The 18,507-nt window shown below is 58.6% G+C and carries 17 protein-coding genes; 12 read left to right on the forward strand and 5 right to left on the reverse strand.

Annotated elements, in window-relative coordinates:
• Nucleotides 1-7 precede the first annotated feature (7 nt).
• The 7 genes from BM079_RS05510 to BM079_RS05540 all read left to right on the forward strand — a co-directional run bounded on the left by BM079_RS05510 (nucleotide 8) and on the right by BM079_RS05540 (nucleotide 7,422).
• Complete coding sequence (locus BM079_RS05510; RefSeq protein ID WP_090131582.1) at nucleotides 8-802, forward strand: thymidylate synthase; 795 nt, start codon at nucleotides 8-10, stop codon at nucleotides 800-802.
• 20 nt (nucleotides 803-822) lie between these two features.
• Nucleotides 823-1,350 carry a dihydrofolate reductase gene (locus BM079_RS05515; protein ID WP_245742833.1) on the forward strand — a complete coding sequence of 176 codons (528 nt, stop codon included), beginning with the start codon at nucleotides 823-825 and terminating at the stop codon, nucleotides 1,348-1,350.
• A 98-nt stretch (nucleotides 1,351-1,448) separates the two neighbouring features.
• Entirely contained in the window at nucleotides 1,449-2,234 is a 786-nt protein-coding gene (locus tag BM079_RS05520) for a ProQ/FINO family protein (RefSeq protein WP_245742834.1), read from the forward strand.
• Between the two features lie 382 nt (nucleotides 2,235-2,616).
• Nucleotides 2,617-3,813 carry a porin gene (locus BM079_RS05525; protein ID WP_090131585.1) on the forward strand — a complete coding sequence of 399 codons (1,197 nt, stop codon included), beginning with the start codon at nucleotides 2,617-2,619 and terminating at the stop codon, nucleotides 3,811-3,813.
• A gap of 318 nt (nucleotides 3,814-4,131) precedes the next feature.
• Complete coding sequence (locus BM079_RS05530) at nucleotides 4,132-4,341, forward strand: DUF1656 domain-containing protein (RefSeq protein ID WP_090131586.1); 210 nt, start codon at nucleotides 4,132-4,134, stop codon at nucleotides 4,339-4,341.
• Nucleotides 4,342-4,354: 13 nt separating this feature from the next.
• Nucleotides 4,355-5,332: an efflux RND transporter periplasmic adaptor subunit gene (locus BM079_RS05535; RefSeq protein ID WP_090131587.1), complete on the forward strand. Its 978-nt coding sequence runs from the start codon at nucleotides 4,355-4,357 to the stop codon at nucleotides 5,330-5,332.
• Nucleotides 5,333-5,334: 2 nt separating this feature from the next.
• Nucleotides 5,335-7,422, forward strand: a complete 2,088-nt coding sequence (locus BM079_RS05540; protein ID WP_090131589.1) for an FUSC family protein — start codon at nucleotides 5,335-5,337, stop codon at nucleotides 7,420-7,422.
• Between the two features lie 297 nt (nucleotides 7,423-7,719).
• On the opposite strand, the gene BM079_RS05545 is transcribed toward BM079_RS05540, so the two are convergent.
• Together BM079_RS05545 and BM079_RS05550 are read right to left on the reverse strand one after the other, a co-directional pair.
• A complete protein-coding gene (locus BM079_RS05545) occupies nucleotides 7,720-8,109 on the reverse strand; it encodes a hypothetical protein (RefSeq protein WP_090131590.1) in 390 nt (129 codons plus the stop codon).
• Nucleotides 8,110-8,165: 56 nt separating this feature from the next.
• Nucleotides 8,166-8,852 (reverse strand): DUF6629 family protein, encoded by a 687-nt coding sequence (locus tag BM079_RS05550; protein WP_175489609.1) that lies wholly within the window; start codon nucleotides 8,850-8,852, stop codon nucleotides 8,166-8,168.
• A gap of 158 nt (nucleotides 8,853-9,010) precedes the next feature.
• Between BM079_RS05550 and BM079_RS05555 the strand changes: the two genes are divergently transcribed.
• Nucleotides 9,011-9,391 (forward strand): hypothetical protein, encoded by a 381-nt coding sequence (locus tag BM079_RS05555; protein ID WP_090131591.1) that lies wholly within the window; start codon nucleotides 9,011-9,013, stop codon nucleotides 9,389-9,391.
• 50 nt (nucleotides 9,392-9,441) lie between these two features.
• A complete protein-coding gene (locus BM079_RS05560) occupies nucleotides 9,442-10,014 on the forward strand; it encodes a gamma-glutamylcyclotransferase (protein ID WP_090131593.1) in 573 nt (190 codons plus the stop codon).
• Between the two features lie 116 nt (nucleotides 10,015-10,130).
• Here BM079_RS05560 and BM079_RS16940 read toward each other — a convergent pair whose 3' ends face one another.
• On the reverse strand, nucleotides 10,131-11,624 hold the full coding sequence (locus BM079_RS16940) for a methyl-accepting chemotaxis protein (RefSeq protein ID WP_090131595.1): 1,494 nt from the start codon (nucleotides 11,622-11,624) through the stop codon (nucleotides 10,131-10,133).
• A 183-nt stretch (nucleotides 11,625-11,807) separates the two neighbouring features.
• Here BM079_RS16940 and BM079_RS05570 point away from each other — a divergent pair, with 183 nt between their 5' ends.
• A complete protein-coding gene (locus BM079_RS05570) occupies nucleotides 11,808-14,135 on the forward strand; it encodes a putative bifunctional diguanylate cyclase/phosphodiesterase (protein WP_090131596.1) in 2,328 nt (775 codons plus the stop codon).
• Between the two features lie 141 nt (nucleotides 14,136-14,276).
• On the opposite strand, the gene BM079_RS05575 is transcribed toward BM079_RS05570, so the two are convergent.
• Together BM079_RS05575 and BM079_RS05580 are read right to left on the reverse strand one after the other, a co-directional pair.
• Nucleotides 14,277-15,386 carry an S-(hydroxymethyl)glutathione dehydrogenase/class III alcohol dehydrogenase gene (locus BM079_RS05575; protein WP_090131598.1) on the reverse strand — a complete coding sequence of 370 codons (1,110 nt, stop codon included), beginning with the start codon at nucleotides 15,384-15,386 and terminating at the stop codon, nucleotides 14,277-14,279.
• 46 nt (nucleotides 15,387-15,432) lie between these two features.
• Nucleotides 15,433-15,708, reverse strand: coding sequence for a metal/formaldehyde-sensitive transcriptional repressor (locus tag BM079_RS05580; protein WP_090131600.1), 276 nt, complete (start codon nucleotides 15,706-15,708; stop codon nucleotides 15,433-15,435).
• Between the two features lie 331 nt (nucleotides 15,709-16,039).
• On the opposite strand from BM079_RS05580, the gene BM079_RS05585 reads away from it, so the two are divergent.
• Nucleotides 16,040-17,239 (forward strand): saccharopine dehydrogenase family protein, encoded by a 1,200-nt coding sequence (locus BM079_RS05585; protein WP_090131602.1) that lies wholly within the window; start codon nucleotides 16,040-16,042, stop codon nucleotides 17,237-17,239.
• A 6-nt stretch (nucleotides 17,240-17,245) separates the two neighbouring features.
• A complete protein-coding gene (gene nspC / locus BM079_RS05590) occupies nucleotides 17,246-18,403 on the forward strand; it encodes a carboxynorspermidine decarboxylase (RefSeq protein ID WP_090131604.1) in 1,158 nt (385 codons plus the stop codon).
• Nucleotides 18,404-18,507 lie beyond the last annotated feature (104 nt).

The raw sequence follows: 18,507 nt of genomic DNA on the forward strand, positions 1-18,507 counted from the left end.
CAAGTACATGCAGCCCTATCTCGAACTCATGCAGCAGGTGCTCGATCATGGCGTGGAAAAGCATGATCGTACGGGCGTGGGGACGCGCGCCATCTTCGGCCATCAGATGCGTTTTGATCTCTCACAGGGCTTTCCGCTACTGACCACCAAAAAGCTGCATCTGCGCTCGATCATTCACGAGCTTTTGTGGTTTTTAAGCGGTGATACCAATATCGGCTATCTCAGGGACAACGGCGTCTCCATCTGGGATGCCTGGGCCGATGAAGAGGGCGAGCTGGGCCCGGTCTACGGGTATCAGTGGCGCAGCTGGCCGTCACCCGGCGGCGGTCATGTCGATCAGATCAGCCGGGTCATTGAGCAGATAAAGGCGACCCCGGACTCCCGGCGTCTGATCGTATCGGCATGGAATCCGGCGCTGGTCGATGAAATGGCGCTGCCGCCCTGTCACGCGCTCTTTCAGTTCTTTGTGGCTGACGGCAGGCTTTCCTGCCAGCTCTATCAGCGCAGCGGCGATATCTTTCTGGGGGTGCCCTTCAATATCGCAAGCTATGCGCTGCTGACGCATATGGTGGCGCAGGTATGTGATCTGGCACCAGGTGAGTTCATCCATACGCTGGGCGATGCGCATCTCTACAGCAACCACATCGAACAGGCGCACCTCCAGCTGACGCGCACCCCGGGGGACAAGCCGACCCTGCGGCTCAATCCCGAGGTGAAGGACATCTTCGCCTTTCGCTTTGAAGATATCGCCATCGAGCACTATGACCCCCACCCGCATATTCGCGCCAGCGTGGCCGTTTAATGCGATCGGAGAGGACTACCATGCAGGACACACTGGTGCCCGTCGCCATGATCGCCGCTGTATCACGCAATCGCGTCATTGGCGTTGAGGGAAAACTGCCTTGGTATCTGCCAGAAGATCTGAAGTTCTTCAAGGCAGTCACATTACACAAGCCCCTGATCATGGGACGCGCTACCTTCGCCTCCATCGGCAGAGCGCTGCCCAACCGCCTCAATATCGTGGTCACTCGCGATACCACCTTTGAACACCCCGGCGTCCGGGTCTGTCATGATCTGGAGAACGCTCTTGCGCTGGCAGACGATCAGGCCATGATCGAAGGCGTGGAGGAGATCATGGTGATCGGAGGTGGCGAGATCTATCAGCAGATGCTGCCGTGTGCCGCTCGGCTTTACCTGACAGAGATTGATGCCGAGGTAGCAGGGGATACTCTTTTCCCCGAGCTGACAGACGACTGGCAGGAAGTGGAGCGGGTCGCCGGCGCCCCGAAAGAGGGGCAGCCGGGCTACGATTTTGTGCGCTATGAAAAAGCCGGTGCTGCAGAAGGTTAAAGTTTTGTTGACCGGCGATGGGGATAGGCGTCATAAAACAATTCATGGCCGGTGATGCTGGCGGCAGATGGCACGACGGGAAGTTTCGGGAGATGGGTGTGAGCGAGCGTTTTGACGAAGTGTTCAGCGCGCTGGAGCAACAGGCCAGTGATCTGACAGCGCGACTGGAAAGTGCAAGAGCCCGCATCAGGGAGCTTGAGGACACCAATCGCCAGCTGACGGCACGGCTGGGGCGCATTCAGCAGATGTCGGAGGCCGAGGATACGCATTCGGCGGCTCCTTCTGCGATGCCCGATAACGATATGGTATCTGTCGCTGTGGCTTTCGAGGGCGCAGAGAGTGGCGTTGAATCGGACGATAGAGAAGCCTCCTGTGTCGCTGCTCCCGACGTTGCCGGGGCATCAAAAGAGCTGCATTCCGCTGCACCGGAATCGGAAGATGCCTCGCTTGCTTCTGAAAAGCCGTCGATATCCGGACATTCGGCGTCTGCTGCCCCCGGGGCCGTCGAGGATATTTCGCCTCAGGCCCTGCTCAAACAGTGGTATAAACGCTATCCCAAAACCTTTTTCGAGCGCCATACCCGTCCGCTGGCCATCGGCATCCATGAGGCTCTGTCGGTCAACGAGCCCTACAGTGAAAAACTGATTCGCCGGGCGCTGGCGGGCTACGTCAATCTGCCGCGTTATCTCAAGTCCGTACGCGCCAATGCAGCACGTATCGATCTCGAGGGAAATGAGGCCGGTCGGGTCGAGGAAGAGGACGCCCGACACGCTCAGGAACAGCTCAAGCGGTTACAGCAACGTCAGCAGGAACGAGAGGCAGAAAAGCAAAAGCGCAGATTGGCACAAAAAATGTCCGAACTGGCGCATCGCCACCAACGATAACCTGTGCAAAATTCGCAGGGTTAATCGTTATAGTGCAAACGAAATGGCACATGTTTTGCCTGCAGTGTCGGCATGATGTAAGGCCTTGATGATTTTTGTTTTAAACCAAAAAGAGCGTCCCAAAAGGACGCTCTTTTTTTGATTGGTACAGGGTGGCTGTCATACGAAAGTAACGTTTTTATTCAAAAATATCGGCCTGACAGAGGCGTCATAGTCCAATAGTAAAAAGAACGAAAACGCTGTTTTTTTCTTGTTGCGTTAGTGAAAACGCCGTTATAAGGTAGCCCGGCGAGCAACAAATAAAAAAAGCTCGAACGCCACCGGCGTCGGGCATCTGCTGCGGCAGACAATCGAACAGTTAGCCAGTTAAGGAAAAATCACGATGAAAAAGACGCTCTTAGCGACTGCGATTGCCGGTGCGCTCGGCACGATGGCGGCCGGTGCCCAAGCGGCCACGGTTTACAATCAGGACGGTTCCAAACTGGACGTTTACGGCAACGTTCAGATTGGGTGGCAGAACACTAAAGATAGTTCTGGTGAATCCACAGACGAACTTTTCGACAACGGCTCGACCATCGGGTTCCGCGGCGAACACATCATTAACCCGGATCTGACCGGTTATTTTCGCGCAGAATTTGAATTCAATGCCGATCGTCAGAAGGGCTATTATGGCGCCTATAATGACGATGGAGATCTTGAAGGTACTCGTTCCGGGCTTTCACGCGGTGACCAGGCGTACTTGGGTCTGACCGGCAACTTCGGTGATCTGCGTATCGGTTCCTGGGATAATCTGATTGATGATTGGGTTCAGGATCCGGTCTCCAACAATGAATACTTTGATAACACCGACAGCAGCGGTGATATCGGCGGTAGCACTTGGCAGGAAGCCAATAAAATCACCTATACCTCACCGGTGACTGGTGGATTCCAGTTCGCTATCGGCACGCGTTATTACGGCGATGCCGAAGACACCAACGATTTTCTTGATGCCTACGCCAATGGTACGACAGTCCGGAACGATGATGGGACTGTCGCTGATCCGGCTACCCAAAATGGGGACTTCGTAGTTGATGACGGTGGTAGTGCCTCCCTGTTTGGTGGTCTGCGTTACATGGTGGGCGACTGGACGCTGGCTGCCGTTTACGATGACTTGAAAAACTTTAAATATGTAGAAGTTGGTGGTGACGAGCATGACTACGGTCAGCAGTTTGGTTTGAACGCGACCTGGCAGATGAATGATGATCTGCGGGTTTCTGCCAAGTGGGAACAGCTGCACGGTCAGTGGGCTGATGATGCTGACGCCAATCGTTATGGCATTGGTGCGCGTTACAGCTATGGCGTGGGCGATATCTATGGCTCCTATCAATACGTTGATGCTGACCGCAATGCGGTGGCGCTGGTCGATCCGGGTGCCTTCAACGGCGTTGATCAGGGTGACGACGAGAGCTACAACGAATTCATTCTGGGCGCGACCTATAACCTGAGCAGCCAGATGTACATCTGGCTGGAAGGCGCCAAATATGACCGTGAAGCTCACGAAGGTGATGGTGTCGCTACCGGTATCGCCTACAGCTTCTAAGTCTCTGTCCTGATCAGTCTTATTGACTTCAGGGTATCCAAAGAACCGGCCTCCTCAGGAGGCCGGTTTTCTTGTGTCAGGATTCTGGCCCTGATCTTGATAGAACGGATACACAAAGGGCGATACAGTGCCTTTTTCTGCGATGCCCTCTCATGACATGGCGCGTACAATACTGCGATAGTCACTTGAGCCATTTCCAATAGCGCCAAATGGATGACGCTACACTATGCTGATATCACCTCATGCCGGGTAAGCCGGTCATCATGAGCCTTCCTATCAAGATTGAAACGTTTGAAAAAACCGGGACGGGAGAAGGGCGTGTTGCTGCGTGAACTTTCCATTGGCGGTGTTTTCATCAGTCCGATGCTGCTGTTTACGCTGGTGTCTCTGGTGATTTCAGCGTTGCTGCGAACCATGATGCACAAGGCCGGTCTGACACGCTGGGTGTGGCAGGAAGCGTGGTTTGATGTCAGCCTGTTCGTGATTGTGCTGGCCGTGGTGACCTACCTTTCAAGTCATGTGTTGTAAAAGCGAAATCTGAATGCGCACGATTATTAGAGTCTTCGTTACGCTGGTGCTGGCGGCCATTGCCATCGCACTGGGTGTCTGGCTATGGCAGTACTACATGTATACCCCCTGGACGCGCGATGCTCGCGTTCGCGCCGATATCGTCACCATTGCCCCCGATGTCTCGGGCTGGGTCATGGACCTTGACGCCCATGACAACCAGCAGGTCAAGGCAGGCGATGTGCTCTTTACCGTCAACCACAAGCGCTACGAAGCGGCGGTGCGTCAGGCCGAGGCAACACTGGCCAACAGGCAATACTCTTTCCAGCTGAGCGAACATGAGTATGAACGCCGTCGTAATCTTGGCAGCAATGCCATCAGTACCGAGGACCGTGAGACCGCAAGGCTCAATGCGCAGATTGCGAAGGCGCAGCGCGATCTGGCTCAGGCACAGCTCGACAGCGCGAAAATCGATCTGGAGCGCAGTGTGGTGACCTCACCGGTCGATGGCTCGGTCATCAATCTGCAGCTGAGACAGGGCAACTATGTCAGTCAGGGCAGTGCCCAGATGTCGATCGTGCGCGATGGCTCGTTTTACATTACCGCCTATTTCGAGGAGACCAAGATCCCCTCGATCGACATCGGCGACAGTGCCAGTCTCTGGCTGATGGGCGGTGATCAGGAGATGAAAGGGCACGTGGTCAGCATCGGGCGCGGCATCGCCAATACCAACACCACGCCGGACGGACAGCTTCTCCCTCAGGTGCAGCAGACCTTTACCTGGGTGCGTCTGTCCCAGCGCATTCCGGTGGATATTGCCATCGATCATATTCCTGATGGCGTGTATCTGAGTTCGGGCATGACCGCCAGCGTGCGCATCAACGATCAACATCGAAAGGATGAGGGCGTGGATGGTGTGCGCCCGCAGGGCATGGGGAATGGCGGCGAGCAGGCCCGTGACCCCGACATTCCGCCAGCGGTCACCGATAGCGCCAAGCGGCAGACTCCCTGACCATGGCGCTGGGGACCTGGGGGCGCGTTTATCTGACGCCTGACATCAAGACGCTCAAGTTTGCGACCAAGGGTCTGGTGGCCATGACCCTGTCGCTCTATCTCGCCATGGAGATGCAGCTGGACCGTCCCTACTGGGCGCTGATTTCGGCTGTGTTTCTGCAGATTCGTCCCCAGAGCGGACTGGTCATCGAAAAGGGACTGTGCCAGATCGGCGGCACCCTCATCGGTGGAAGCGTTGGTGTTCTGATCATGGCGCTGAGCATGCAGACGCCGGCCATGGCGCTGATGCTGTTGATGGCCTGGGTGTTTATCTGTGCGACTTCCTCGGCGCTGACCCGCAATTTCAACCTGACCTATGGCTTTGCGATGGGGGCGGCCACCGGCATCCTCGTGGTGGTACTGACCATCGTCAATGACAACTCGAGTCAGGGAGTCTTTGATATCGCCGTAGCGCGCGTCAGCGAGATCGTGCTGGGTGCGACCTGCGCCACGCTGGTCAGCATGCTGCTCTGGCCCGAGCGCGTTCGATACATCATTCATAATCACGCCAACACGGTGATCGATCAAACCTTCCAGGCGCTCAGCATGCATCTGGATGCCAGCGTTTCAATGTATGACGCAAGAGCACAGATCATGTCCGCGCTGAACCAGGCGCTGACGCTCAACAATGACAGCAGTGCCGTGATCTATGAGGGGCCGCACGGTCCCGGCCGGGCCCGGGCGGCTTATCTTCTGTCACAGCGTGCACTGTCGATGATGGCCGAAATGCAGACCTACGGTCGTCTGGTCCGTGAGCATCCGGAGCTGACCGGTGAGGCGTTTGAAAATGCCCTCAAGGACATCCGCGATACCATGGAGCGCGTGCGTTCGCGCCAGACCTACAGCGAGCGCAAGCGGGAAATCAACAGCCTGCGACAGCGTATTCAGAAGGCAGACCTGCAGCGCCGCGGTACACCGCTGGCACGTCGCATGGCGCAGGGCCTGATGCTGCTGCTGGGCTATGCCAGTGTCATGATCGAGGCGCATCACGCCATCAACGATGCCGAAAACACCCGGCTCAAGGCGCCGCGACTGTCGCGCCATCGCGACTATATGCCGGCGCTGACCATCGGTATTCGCTCCAGTCTGCTGTTTGCCATCGGCGCGATCATCTATGTGTCGACCCAGTGGGGCTCCGGCGTGCTGATGATGGTGATGCCCGTGATCTTTGGCACCATGTTTGCCTCCTTTCCTTCTCCTACAGCCATGCTGGAAAAGGTCATGAAAGGCGGTGTTGTCGGTGCCCTGACGGCATTCGTGTTCGGCAACATCCTGCTGGCTCAGGCCCCTCATGAGTACATCATGCTGATCATGGTCTTCGGGACACCGCTCTTTCTGGGGCTGATGGCGCTCAATAACCTCCCGGTACTGGCCAACGGACTGGGCTTTTGCATCATTTACACCATCCTGACCATGCCCAGTAACAGCATGAGCTTTGATATCAGCAGCTTCATGGATCGTACGCTGGCGATCGGGCTGGGATTGACCATTCTGTACTGTGTTTTCCGCGTGGTGCCTTCTCCCAACGCACTGGTGCTGCGCCGTCGCGTCATTCGAGCAACGACCGATGACATGAAACAGCTCTGGACGCGCTCCTGTCAGCAGTCGCGGGAAAGAGCCGCCGACTGGTTCAATGGCCGCATGGTGGAGCGCGTGCAGCGTCTGGCCAACTTCGACAGTCAGCTGCCTGAAGAAGATCGCTATCTGCTGGACCTGGGTATGACCGGCATGAACCTCGGCCATCTGATTCTGGCCAACTATCGTCGTGTGACCAGCCTGGATAATACGCCGGACACCCGGGAAGCCCTGAGACAGTGGCAAACAGCGCTGGCACATGCCTATCAGGCCTGCGCCTGGGGGGATTTCGATGAGCGCTTTACCGATGCCAGCCAGGCGCTTTTAACCCGGCTGCGCGAGTCCGGCGAGATGGAAGATGAACAGATCGAGCTGGTCGAGGGCATGGTCAGACGGCTGGACATCACCCTGCATCGTTTTGCAAAAATGAGCAGCAGTCGCGACCAGCGCGATATCACCAGCGTGCTGGAGTAACCAGTACAGGTTCCGATTCGGTGTAGCCTGATTCGCTATGGATCGATTCGTTGTGGACTGGTTCGCTGTGGACAGTGACAGGCGGTGCTTCCAGGGGCGCCGCCTTTTTTGATGCGTAACCGGGGGTAGACGTTACTGCATGATATTGCAGCCGGAGGCAAGGTTCGCTGAAGACTGCCCTCGCGAAATCCTGACGGTGTGTCCATGATGCAGTCAGGCCGTAAAAAAGGGGCCGATGATGATCGGCTTCTTGTGCTCATGTGAACCGACCGCCATGTGATCTGACGGTGTCCGCCATCAGAGATCGTCCGGGTCGCGGCTCTCCATGTCCGGACGGATGCGCTGCGGATCAACATGATCGCCACCGTCGGGCTCTTCAAAATCGAGCGACTTGATGCTGGCCTCGATGCCTTCCTCGTCGGCCTCGGTCACTTCCAGCTCGTTTTCAAGCTCGGCGTCCTTTTCTTCGATCAAACGCTCGTCCTCGTCCAGCACACCGGTCTCTACCAGATCGGCGTATTCATCATTTTCATCGGGCAGGACTGAGGCATCCTCCGTGGAACCCGTGCCGTCGTTGATGTATTCAAGATCATCGGTCCAGGCATCCGTTTCCGGCGTGGCAGCGGTCACATCACGGCCATCGCGTGCCGGGCGGTTGTCGCTGGGACCCTTCTTTTCCTCATCCATGAGTACACTCCATCGTTGTCAGGGAAATTGAATGGCGTTGCCTTGAGTCTAGAACATTACGGGCCATTACCGGCAGGGAAGTGGTGATCCTGAGGCGCTTCTTCAACGTGGCGGGCCATTCGCTCACGCCGGAAATGCCAGTACACCATGATGCTGATCAGCGCGGCGTAAAAGCACCACACCGAGGTAAAGGCCCAGGTGCGAAAGAGGGCCACGACCGTCAGTCCTGCCAGATTGGCCAGTCCCATGATCACCAGCCAGCGCCGGCGCGAGGCCAGCAGGGCGCCGCAGGTCGCAATCACGTAGACGATGGCGACCAGCATCTCGCGCGTGCGCGGGTTGTGATAGGTAATGCTGTGTCCGCACTGGCCGATGTCGGTGGGCAGGGTGGCGAGAAACCAGAGATTGTAGGCCGACAGCGACGCTCCCAGCAGCAAAAAGGGCACAATGCGCCGACGCTCGCCCGAGGGCAGCAGCAGCCAGATGGCCATGGGCATGACCACGGGCAGCAGCCCCTGGGCATAAAAGACATAGAGCTGACCCGCCAGCTGCGGCCAGGGCGGCGTCAGCCTGCCGTCCATGCCCAGCCAGACGATGCCTTCCAGCAGCTGATGCAGGGCAAACAGGATTGGTATGGCAGCAAACAGCAGCGTCCTGGGCGTTCTGACCTGCATCAGTGTGGCCACGCCCACCAGGGCGATGCCGGCGCTGCCGACAAAACTTGCAGAAGCGGAAAAGCACATGGTGATGTCCGAAGGCCGGCAGCGGTTCGGATGACCCCAAAGCGCTGCCGGTGATATGGGGAATAAGGAGACAGCCCCCAAGAATAATTGAAAGATGATGATTCTGCCTCGGCCGTTTAGAATGGCCGCTTTTGATCATCACCCGAGGAAATGAACCGATGGACGACCTTTCTACTGCAGGCGTGGTTGTTGCGGGCGTCGTTGTTGCGGGTGTAGTTGTGCTCGAAGGTGAACATATCGTGGCTGCCGGGCTGAACGAGCAGGACGCCATGGCGAGCGTGCCGTCGGCGTGGCAGGCCAGTCCGGCGCTGAAGTGCGTCCCTGCTTCCATGAAGCTGGTACGCCAGGTCCAGAAGCATGGCAGCGTGCCCTTTGTCGTGGTGGAAGGCGTGCTGTGCACGATCGATGACGCCGATGCCCTGCTGGATGCTGACGAGAAGGCCGAAGAGCCCGGCAGCCCCGAGGTGGAGAATCTGTTGCGTCGCACCGACGCGCTGGTGGCCGACAATGATGAAACGGATGCCGAGCACGTCGGCTGAACCGTTTGATGCTCTCCATACCGCATCGATGAAGCAGGAGAGTGTGTTGCATGATCCGGAATGACTTCTCACTTCGCTGTGGCGACGCTTTTGAAAGCGATCAACCGATCTGGCTGTTCGGCTATGGCTCGCTGATTTACAAGGTCGGCTTTGACTATCAGCAGCGCCGACCGGCCAGTATCCACGGCTGGACGCGTCGTTTCTGGCAGGGCTCCCATGACCATCGTGGCACGCTCGAGTCGCCGGGAAGAGTGGCGACCCTGGTCGCCAGTGAAGGTGCCATATGCCACGGCATGGCCTATCGCATCGCGCCGGAGGTGCTCAAGGCGCTCGATATCCGCGAGAAAAACGGCTATGTACGCGTCATCACCGATCTCTATTTCGAGGATGGCACTCGTGATGAGGCGCTGGTCTACATGGCCACCCAGGGCAATGAAGCCTGGCTGGGGGAAGCCACAGCGTTCGAGATCGCTCAACAGATTTCAACAGCCGCCGGGCCCAGTGGCCCTAATCGGGACTACCTGCTGCTGCTGGCCGATGCCCTGCGCGACATGGGTCACGATGATCCCCATGTCTACGCGCTGGAAGAAGCGCTGCTGGCGCTAGAGGCCGGTGCGGGCTGAGGCGTTGTATTCATGCGCAGGATTCAAAAAAGGGGCCGCATCAGCGGCCCCTTTTTTATGGCGGATTTTATGGCGGATCCGTGTGATGACAGATCCGTGGAGGGTCGTCAGAACGTTCAGAACGTCTCCCACTCATCCTCGTTGTTGGTCACGCGGCTGCTCTTTGCCGCTGGTGCAGGATGCCCGGCTCTGGTGGCAGTTGTTGACGGGGTGCCGGTCGAGGCGTTTGACCCTGCAACCCTGGTGGTTTCGTCACTATCGTGTGACGTCGCCGCGGGCCGCGTCGATTGATGGGCGCCGGTTGGCGCCGTGGTCGCGGTCTTTGCGCGAGTGTCAGGCCTGCCGCCGGTTTTGGCAGATTTTGCAGTCCCTGCGGATTGAGCCTCGTGATGACCTGCTGCGGGCGTGTCACTGCCTTTTGACGCCACGCTGTCTTCGTCTGTCAGAGTGAACAGATCGACCGAATCGCGTAGGGCATGGGCCTGACGCTCGAGCTCGCTGGCCGCGCGAGCGGCGTTTTGTACCAGCTCGGCATTTTGCTGGGTAACCTGATCGATCTGGGAGATCGCCTGATTGACCTGACCGATGCCGCTGCTCTGTTCCTGCGAGGCCGAGGCGATTTCGGCGATGATTTCGGTGGCGCGCTGAACGGATTCCACGATCACCTGCATCGTGCTGCTGGCCTGTTCGACCAGCTCCGAGCCGTCACCCACTCGCTTCAGTGAATTATCGATCAGTTCGCGAATGTCGCCGGCGGCGCTGGCTGAACGCCCTGCCAGCGCGCGGACTTCGCCTGCAACCACCGCAAATCCCTTGCCCTGTTCACCGGCACGCGCCGCCTCGACCGAGGCGTTAAGCGCGAGGATATTGGTCTGAAAGGCAATGGAGTCGATCAGGGCAATGATATCGCCCATCTGCTGGGAGCTCTGATTGATCCCCTGCATGGTCTGCTGAACTTCTACAATGACCTCGCCACCGCGCTGCGCCTGACGGGAGGCCTCTTGGGCCAGCTGGCTGGCCTGACGCGAGTTTTCGGCATTTTGTGACACTGTGGCCGTCAGTTCCTCCATGCTGGCCGCCGTCTGTTCAAGAGACGCGGCCTGCTGTTCGGTGCGGGCAGACAAATCCATGTTATCGCGGGCAATCAGGCGCGCGTCATCATTGATACGATGACTGCCTAGGCGAACGGTACTGACCGTATGTGACAGGCTCTGCTGCGTGGCCGACAGTGCCTTGAAAAGGCGGCCGATCTCGTTGTCGCCGCGCTGTTCGGCGCTCTGAGACAGATCGCCTTCGGCCATGCGCTCGAAATGGGTCACCAGCCGCTTGAGCGGATTGATGACATTGACCGTCACCCCCCACATGACCACGGCGCTGACCGCGACCGCCATCACCATGGAAAGCCCCATGATCGTGCGCAGCAGGGTGGCGGTCGTGTCAAAACCGGCCTGCAGCCGGGCGGCGTCATCGATCGCGAGACGTGAGACGATGCCTTCACTGTAATGCAGACCGTAAAGTCCGAGGGCGCCAACGCCCATGATCAGTGCCAGAAACACTGCAATGACCAGTGTCCAGCTTGTTCTGACGGTCATGTCGTCGATCAGCTTCATGTCGGCTTTGCACCCTTTTTCAAAGTCACGGGGAGGTATCTGGTGATGCAGTGTTATCGGCGATGCAGGACAGATCTGAAGTTGACCGCATCGTGTGATGCATGACGGTGTGAAATACACTTTAGAAAAGCGCGTCGAGGCCGTTATTCACGAAGCAGGCTCAAAAGAGACGATTGATTCGCCATGACCGTATTCTACGACCACAAGGATGTTCCGGTGCTACAGCAGCTGTTGCGTAGCGCTGCTCATGCTGCCGACTGCGCGTGCAGCGTTTTCTATGGCACCGGCGGTGATGTCGTGGCCGATTATGGCAGCACGCCCGCAGCCGGGATGTCCGCCGGGATGCTCGTCATGCTGAGGCAGTTGATCGAGGGCAGTGGCGAGGGATATCTGTGTATCAAAGATGTCCGCTGCCTTCAGGCGCCACTTGTAGATCTGCCTTGGCCCGATAATGCCGTCTTTGCGGCGCTGACCCTGGTGCGATCAGGCAGCGAGGCACTTCCGGGCGTTCTTGTGGTCTGCGATGACCGGCCACGGTCGGGGCTGAGCACAGCGCAACGCTATGTACTGCATACCCACGCCACTCAGATTGCCCACTATGGTGACTGCCACCAGGTGCGCGAATCGATCGAGATTGCCAACACCAGTAGCAGCGAGCGCCTCAGACTGCTGGAGTCAGTGGCAGTACATGCCAACGATGCCATTTTGATTACCGAAGCCGAGCCGATTGCTTTGCCGGGGCCGCGCATTGTCTATTGCAACGCCGCCTTTACCCGTACCACCGGCTATACCGAAGCCGATGTGATAGGCAAAACCCCGCGCATCCTGCAAAACAAGCGTACCGATCGCAAGGCGCTGGATCGCTTGAGAAACGCGCTGGAAAAGTGGCAGCCCGTGGAGATCGAGCTATTGAATGCACGCCGTGACGGCAGTGAGTTCTGGGTAGAGCTCAGTATCGTCCCGGTGGCCAACGAGCGAGGCTGGTTTACCCACTGGGTGTCTGTTCAGCGCGATATCAGTGAGCGCAAGCGCGCCGAGGAAGTCGAGCTGCAGGCGCGACGAACGCAGGCGGAAAACATGGCGCTGGAGGCGCGGCTGCTGGAGCGCCAGCGCATCGAGCAGGAGCTCTCCTGGGCGGCGACCCACGACAACCTGACCGAGCTTTACAACCGTGCCTGGATCATGGGGCGGCTTCACGAGCTGCTCTCGAAAGCGCCGTCATCGCAGCCGGAAGCGGCCGTGCTGTTCATGGATCTGGATCGTTTCAAGCTCGTCAATGACAGTCTTGGTCATCGGGCCGGCGATCAGCTGCTGACCGATATGGCCCGGCGGCTCGAGTCCTGTCTGCGCAGCGCCGATACCCTGGCCCGTGTGGGCGGGGACGAATTCGTGGTGCTGATCGAGGACGACACACCAGAGCGCGCCGCCGGCGAGGTGGCCCATCGTATTGCCCAGAGTCTGCAAAAGCCCTTCAGGATTCAGGGACAGAACATCTTTTCTTCCAGCAGTATCGGCATCGTGGTGCTGGAGGCGCATTACCATACGCCCGAAGAGCTTTTACGCGACGCCGATACCGCCATGTACGTGGCCAAGGAGGAGGGCGTCGGGCGCTACGTTTTCTTTACCCCTTCCATGCGTGAGAACGTGGTCGAGACGCTGGCGCTGCAAAATGATCTTCGTCATGCCATGAAGCGCGACGAATTCACGCTGTGCTATCAGCCCATTCACGAGCCGCATTCGCGAACGATCCGGGGCATTGAGGCGCTGCTGACCTGGCAGCATCCCAAGCGCGGCAGTGTCGCCCCCGAAGTCTTTATCGGCATGGCCGAGGAGCTGGGCATTCTGCGCGATATCGGCCACTGGGTCGTGCACGAGGCCTGTCATCAACTCGCGGCGTGGCGTCGAGCGCATCCCGGGCTTTGTGAACACATGACGCTGAACATCAATGTTTCGGCGCAGGAGCTCAAGCATCACAGCTTCACCCACGATCTTGTCTCGGCGCTGGAAGGCAGCGGCTTGCCGGCGCATCTGCTGCAGCTTGAAATCAACGAGGGCGTGTTTCGCCATCACCCCGAAATCATCGGTCAGATCCTGCACGACATTCGTGCGCTGGGCGTGAGCATCGTGCTGGATGACTTCGGCACCGGCTATTCGGCACTGAGCTATATCGATCAGTACGAGATTGATGCCATCAAGGTGGATCGCGCTTTCGTGCTGCGCATGGTGATGCATCAGCGTTCCATGGCCATCATGCAAAGCCTTTTGTGGCTGGGCCGGACTCTGGGGCTGGATATCGTGGCAGAAGGGGTGGAAACCCTGGAGCAGCTTGAAATGCTTCAAGCGCTTGGGTGCCCGCTGGCGCAGGGCTATTTTCTTTCCCGCCCGATGACCCCCGATCAGATCGATCTACTGCTGAGCAACCGCGCCGAGAGGCCTGCCGGTGCGCGTTCGGTGCTGCCCCGACTGACGCCGTGGTCTTCAGCCGACCCTGACCCGGGCAAGTACCTCTGACGCGATTGAAGGGAAACGGCCCGTTCACCGCTGATTTTGAGCAGCATTGAACGGGCCGTTTGTCTTTTTAAAAGAAAGGCAGGTTAAAAGAAGAGCAGGTTAAAAGGGGGCAGGGTGACGCCCGTCTGCCCCCTTGATCAATCAGTAATGAATGACCGTACGGATCGACTTGCCTTCATGCATCAACTCAAAGGCTTCGTTGATCTGTTCCAGCGGCATGGTATGGGTAACGAAGGGATCAAGGTCGATCCTGCCGCCCAGATAGTCGTTGACCATGCCCGGCAGCTGCGAACGGCCCTTGACGCCACCGAAGGCGGAGCCTTTCCAGACGCGCCCGGTCACCAGCTGGAAGGGACGGGTGCGGATCTCCTGACCGGCACCGGCCACGCCGATGATGATGCTTTCGCCCCAACCCTTGTGACAGCACTCCAGTGCCGAGCGCATGACATCGACATTACCGATGCATTCAAAGCTGAACTCCACGCCGCCATCGGTCATTTCGACAATCACTTCCTGAATCGGACGGTCGTGATCCTTCGGGTTGACGAAATCGGTCGCGCCCATGGAGCGTGCCAGATCGAATTTGTTCGGGTTGGTGTCGATGGCAATGATGCGTGACGCCTTCGCCTGCACTGCGCCCTGAATGGCAGCCAGGCCGATGCCGCCCAGACCGAAGATGGCGACGGTATCGCCTTCCTTGACCTTCGCAGTGTTGTGCACCGCGCCGATACCGGTCGTGACGCCACAACCCAGCAGGCAGGCCTTTTCCAGCGGCGCGTCTTCATTGATGACGGCCAGCGACACCTCGGCGACCACGGTGTACTCACTGAAGGTACTGGTCCCCATGTAGTGATAGATCGGCTCACCGTTGTAGGAGAAGCGCGTGGTGCCATCCGGCATCAGGCCCTTGCCCTGAGTGGCACGAACGGCCGAGCACAGGTTGGTCTTGCCGGAGCGGCAGAACTTGCACTCGCCGCATTCGGCGGTATAGAGCGGGATAACGTGATCGCCCGGCTTGACGCTGGTCACGCCTTCGCCGACGGCCTCGACGATACCGCCCCCTTCATGGCCCAGCACGGCCGGGAAGATGCCTTCCGGGTCATCGCCGGAGAGCGTAAAGGCATCGGTATGGCAGACGCCGGTGTGCGTAATGCGCACCAGTACTTCACCCTTGCGGGGCGGTTCAACGTCAATTTCAACGATTTCGAGCGGTTTGCCCGGCCCGAAGGCGACAGCAGCACGTGATTTCAAGTGACTCTCCTTGAGGTTGCGAAGGGTCCGGTTATCGGACCACAGGCTATTTCAAATAGGAACGGATCAGGGAAGCCGTTTCATCGGCGCGTGCCGTGCGCTCTTTTTCGCTGGCAGCGGCGTCCCCAAAGGTTTCACGAATATGCGTTTCCATCATCTCTGACATCAGCCCGTTAATGGCACCGCGCATGGCCGCGATCTGTTGCATGATCGGAGCACACTCGGCACCGGCATCCAGCTGACGTTCCAGCGCCTCGCACTGGCCCCGAATGCGGCGCACCCGAGCAAGAACACGCTTTTTGGCAGCAGGTGAATGCGGCATGACAGCGCCTCAAGATACTATACCCCAGTATGGTAAAAGCATTCGGCAACGGATGCATCCCTCGATGGTCGCCGCGAATGGCATGTTGATCGAAAACAAGGGGAAATCTGCCGGATCAGTCATCAACGGTCACATATTAATGTAAAAATACTTGAGACCGGCGGCTGGCAAGGCCATCATCGGCGCCTTCTCGCCACTGTGCCCATCGGGTCGGCGAGACCAAGACCGGGGTGGCATCGGGTCGGGGTGCGCTGAATCTTGCAGGAAGTTAGTTGCCCACTACCGATAAGACCTTATCACTGTTGACTTTTCCCGATCTGGAATTGAATTCATGAGCAAAGTCCTGATTATCGGCGCCGGCGGCGTCGGCGGTGTCGTGACCCACAAGTGCGCACAACACCCTGAAGTGTTTGGCGAGATCTGTCTGGCCAGCCGCAATGAAGCGAAGTGCCGGGCGATTGCCGATCAGCTCTCGCGTCCCATCCAGACCGCTCAGGTCGATGCCGACGACGTCGAGGCGCTGGTCGCGCTGATCGAATCCTTCAAGCCGGATGTCCTGATTCACGTGGCGCTGCCCTATCAGGACCTGACCATCATGGAAGCCTGTCTGCGTACCGGTGTGCCCTATCTGGACACGGCCAACTACGAACACCCCGATGAGGCGAAGTTCGAGTACAAGGAGCAGTGGGCCTTTCAGGACCGTTACCAGAAGGCCGGCAACATGGCCACACTCGGCTGCGGCTTCGATCCGGGCATGACCAACATCTACTGCGCCTATGGCCAGAAGAATCTGTTCGACGAGATCCACCGCATCGACATCCTGGATGCCAACGGCGGCGACCACGGCTATCCGTTTGCCACCAACTTCAACCCCGAGATCAACATTCGCGAGATCACCGCGAACGGTCGCTACTGGGAGAAGGGCGAGTGGGTCGAGACCGCGCCGTTGGCGGAAAAGCGCACCTTTGATTTCGACGGCATCGGCGAAAAGGACATGTACCTGCTCTATCACGAAGAGCTGGAATCGCTGGCGCAGAACATCAAGGGCATCGAGCGCATTCGCTTCTGGATGACCTTCTCCGAGAAGTATCTGACGCATCTGAAGGTGCTGGAAAACGTCGGGATGACCAGCATCGAGCCGATCAACGCCAACGGTTGCGATATCTCGCCGCTGCAGTTTCTTAAATCCGTCCTGCCGGACCCGGCATCGCTCGGGCCGCGCACTAAAGGCAAGACCAACATCGGTGTCATTCTTGATGGCATCAAGGATGGCAAGCGTCGCAAGGTGTACATCTACAACATCTGCGATCACGAGAAGTGCTATGAGGAAGTCCAGTCCCAGGCGATCTCCTTCACTACCGGCGTACCGGCAGTGACCGGCGCCATGCTGATGCTGGAAGGCCTGTGGAAGGGCGAGGGCGTGTTCAACGTCGAGCAGCTCGATCCGGATCCCTTCATGGCGCGCATCGGTGACATGGGTCTGCCCTGGCAGATGGTCGAGCTCGATCCCGACCACGATCCGCTGGGCTGAGGGCCGATGAGCGACAACCGCATCGACTTCGACATCCACACCTGCCCGTCACCGGCCTATGTGGTCGATGACGCGCTGCTCCGGCGCAATCTCGAGCGGCTCGCCCGGGTGCAACGCGACAGCGGGGCGAAAATCCTGCTGGCGCTGAAGGGCTTTGCCCTGTGGGACAGCTTCCCGTTGGTGCGAGAGTATCTGGTAGGCACGACGGCCAGCGGGCAGGATGAAGCGCGCCTGGGAGCCGAGACCTTCGGCGGTGAAGTGCATGTCTACTCGCCGGCCTTCAGCGAAGCCGAGATGGCGGAAGTGCTGCGCCATGCCGATCACCTGAGCTTCAACTCTCCGGCTCAGTGGCGGCGTCATCGTGAGGCGGTCGCCGCAGCACCGCGCCATATCTCCTGTGGTCTGCGGGTCAACCCCGAGCACTCTACCGGGGCCGTGGCGCTTTATGACCCCTGCGCGGCGGGGTCACGGCTGGGCACGCGCGCGGGCGATCTCGCTTCAGGCGATCTCGACGGCCTTGAAGGACTGCACTTTCACACCCTGTGTGAACAGAACAGCGACGCGCTGGAAGAGACGCTGGCCGCGTTCGAGCAGAAGTTCGGTCACTATCTCAGTGAGATGCGCTGGGTCAACTTCGGCGGCGGGCACCACATTACGCGTGACGACTACGACGTAGACAGACTGGTGCGGGTAATTCGTGATTTCCGGGCGCGTTATCCGCATTTGGAGGTCTATCTGGAGCCGGGTGAGGCGATCGCTCTCAATACCGGCTATCTGATCGCTACCGTGCTGGATATCGTCGAGAACAACGGGCCTATCGCGATTCTCGATACCTCTGCCACCGCGCATATGCCGGATGTGCTGGAGATGCCGTATCGCCCCGAGATCATCGGTGGCGCGCATCCGGGCGACAAGGCGCATACCTATCGTCTGGGGGGCATGACCTGTCTGGCCGGTGACGTGATCGGGGACTATGCCTTTGACGCCCCGCTCAAGATCGGCGACCGGCTGGTGTTCACTGACATGGCGCATTACACCATGGTCAAGACCACCACCTTCAACGGCATCCGGCTACCCTCGATCTGCCGGATCGATGAACAAAGCCGCGATGTTCGAACGGTCAAAACCTTTGGGTATGTCGACTATATGCAGCGTCTGAGCTGATCCTTGATCTGTCATGGCATGACCCGAACGCCCCGCACCAGCGGGGCGTTTTTTATGGGCCAGCCCGCATCGACAACAATCAGGCGCAACCTCGCTCATCGCTG

This window comes from Kushneria avicenniae (assembly GCF_900112585.1).
Lineage (GTDB): Bacteria > Pseudomonadota > Gammaproteobacteria > Pseudomonadales > Halomonadaceae > Kushneria > Kushneria avicenniae.